A 2,444-nucleotide genomic window follows, 5' to 3' on the forward strand; every position below is an offset into this window, starting at 1 on the left:
TCGCGGTGGACAGCCGACCGTCGGTGAGCTGCAGTCCGTCGCGCAGGGCCACGTCGCGGACGGCGACCGTCCTCGTCGGGTAGCTGTCCATGAGGACATCCTCTCCTATCCGGGCACGATGGGTGGTGGTGAGCGGGGCTGCGAGCGCGCGTGGTCGGCCTTCGCGGCGGCGGCCGCCGCCTCGAAATGCCGCGGGCCCCGCGCCGGAATCCGGTCACGGGGCCCTGCGGGCGCGAGATCAACTCACTGGGAGTCGGCGCCCGCCTCGAGGAGCTTGGAGATCGCCGAGGGATCGACCGGGATACCGGGACCGGTCGTGGTGGAGACGGTGATCTTCTGCAGGTAGCGGCCCTTGGACGAGGACGGCTTGAGGCGCAGGACCTCGTCGATCGCGGCCTGGTAGTTCTCCGTGAGCTGCTCGGTGGAGAACGATGCCTTACCCACGATGAAGTGCAGGTTGTTGGCCTTGTCGGTGCGGAAGGTGACCTTGCCGCCCTTGATGTCGCTGACGGCCTTGGTCACGTCCATGGTGACCGTGCCCGTCTTGGGGTTGGGCATGAGGCCACGCGGGCCCAGCACGCGGGCCACACGGCCGACCTTGGCCATCTGGTCCGGGGTGGCGATCGCCGCGTCGAAGTCCAGCCAGCCGCCCTGGATCCGCTCGATGAGGTCGTCGGAGCCCACGACGTCAGCACCGGCGGCCTCGGCCTCGGTGGCCTTCTCGCCCGCGGCGAAGACGATGACGCGGGCGGTCTTACCGGTGCCGTTCGGAAGATTGACGGTGCCACGGACCATCTGGTCCGCCTTGCGGGAGTCGACGCCAAGTCGCATGGCGACCTCGACGGTGGCGTCCATCTTCGTCGAGGAGGTGTCCTTGGCCAGGGCCAGGGCATCCAGAGGCGAGTACAGCTTGGTGCGGTCGACCTTCGCAGCTGCGGCCTTGTAGGCCTTGCTGTTCTTGCTCATGAGATTTCCATTCCTGTCGCATGGTTACCGCGACGGTCGGGTGTGGTGCGGGCCTGAGCTGCCCTCCCACGGTGATGTGTGGTGGTGGAGGTCAGGCCTCGACCGTGATGCCCATGGAGCGGGCGGTGCCGGCGATGATCTTCGCGGCCTGGTCGACGTCGTTGGCGTTGAGGTCTTCCATCTTGGTCTGGGCGATCTCGCGGATCTGGTCCATGGAGACCTTGCCGACCTTCGCGGAGTGCGGCGTGCCCGACCCCTTCTGCAGGCCCGCGGCCTTGAGCAGGAGCTTGGCGGCCGGCGGCGTCTTGAGCTTGAAGTCGAACGAACGGTCTTCGTAGACCGTGATCTCGACCGGCACGACGTTTCCGCGCTGGTTCTCGGTGGCGGCGTTGTAGGCCTTGCAGAACTCCATGATGTTCACACCATGGGCACCCAGAGCGGGGCCGACGGGCGGTGCCGGGTTGGCTGCGCCGGCGTTGATCTGGAGCTTGATCAGCCCTGAGACCTTCTTCTTCTTGGGAGGCATCGTCTTCCTCAGTCTTCCTGATTCTTCGACTGGATCTCGGCTCCACGCTGTACACGTGGGAGGCCGACTGTCGTGTGCGCGCACGCGCAACCTTGGGGATTCTACGCGCGGGATCGGGTTGATCCCTAATCGCGGCCGTAACGACGCGACCCGCCACGCGCGGTGTGCACGAGGCGGGGGCGTCCGGGTGACCGGGAGCGTCAGTCGATCTTCTCGACCTGGGAGAATCCCAGCTCCACCGGGGTCTCGCGACCGAAGATGGAGACGAGCACCTTGAGCTTCTGCGAGGTCGGATCGACCTCCGAGATGCTGGCGGGAAGGGTGGCGAACGGGCCGTCCATGACGGTGACCGATTCGCCGACCGTGAACTCCACCTCGACGGCCTGCGGGACCAGGCCACCCTCGGCCTCGCCGCCGGGGGCGGCGGCCTTCTTCTCCGGCTTGGGGGCCAGGAACTTGGCCACGTCGCTCAGGGAGAGCGGGGTGGGCGCTCCGGCCGCGCCCCCGGTCGCACTGACGAATCCGGTGACCCCGGGGGTGTTGCGGACGACGCCCCACGACTCGTCGTCCAGGTCCATGCGGACCAGCACGTACCCGGGCAGGACCTTACGGTTGGCGACCTTCTTCTGGCCGTTCTTGACCTCGGTGTACTCCTCGATCGGGACCTCGACCTGGTAGATCTTGTCCTCGGCCCCGAGGGTGACCGCACGCGTCTCGAGGTTGGCCTTGACCTTGTTCTCGTAGCCCGCGTACGAGTGGATGACGAACCAGTCGCCGGGGAGCTTGCGGAGCTGACGTTTGAAGGCGATGACGGGGTCGATCGCGGGCGCCGCCGCCTCGGTGGGGGCATCGGCCTCGTCGGACCCGGCGGCGTCCTCGGACTCGGTGGCGTCGTCGGTCTCGTCGGTGGCCGCGACGGCGTCGATGGCGTCGGCGACGGCGTCCGCGGTCG

Annotated in this window: 3 protein-coding genes; all 3 read right to left on the reverse strand. The window is 67.8% G+C overall.

Features of this window, described 5'->3' with window-relative positions:
* Positions 1 to 243: 243 nt before the first annotated feature.
* The gene (gene rplA / locus G6026_RS03995) at positions 244 to 966 is read right to left on the reverse strand and encodes a 50S ribosomal protein L1 (protein WP_182612321.1); all 723 of its coding nucleotides are present in this window, start codon (positions 964 to 966) and stop codon (positions 244 to 246) included.
* Positions 967 to 1,057: 91 nt separating this feature from the next.
* Complete coding sequence (gene rplK / locus G6026_RS04000) at positions 1,058 to 1,492, reverse strand: 50S ribosomal protein L11 (RefSeq protein ID WP_017838122.1); 435 nt, start codon at positions 1,490 to 1,492, stop codon at positions 1,058 to 1,060.
* A 200-nt stretch (positions 1,493 to 1,692) separates the two neighbouring features.
* The coding region (gene nusG, locus G6026_RS04005; protein ID WP_182612322.1) for a transcription termination/antitermination protein NusG at positions 1,693 to 2,444 on the reverse strand (752 nt) is incomplete at its 5' end.

It is taken from the genome of Dietzia sp. DQ11-38-2 (genome assembly GCF_014145055.1).
In the GTDB taxonomy this organism is placed as follows: Bacteria; Actinomycetota; Actinomycetes; order Mycobacteriales; family Mycobacteriaceae; genus Dietzia.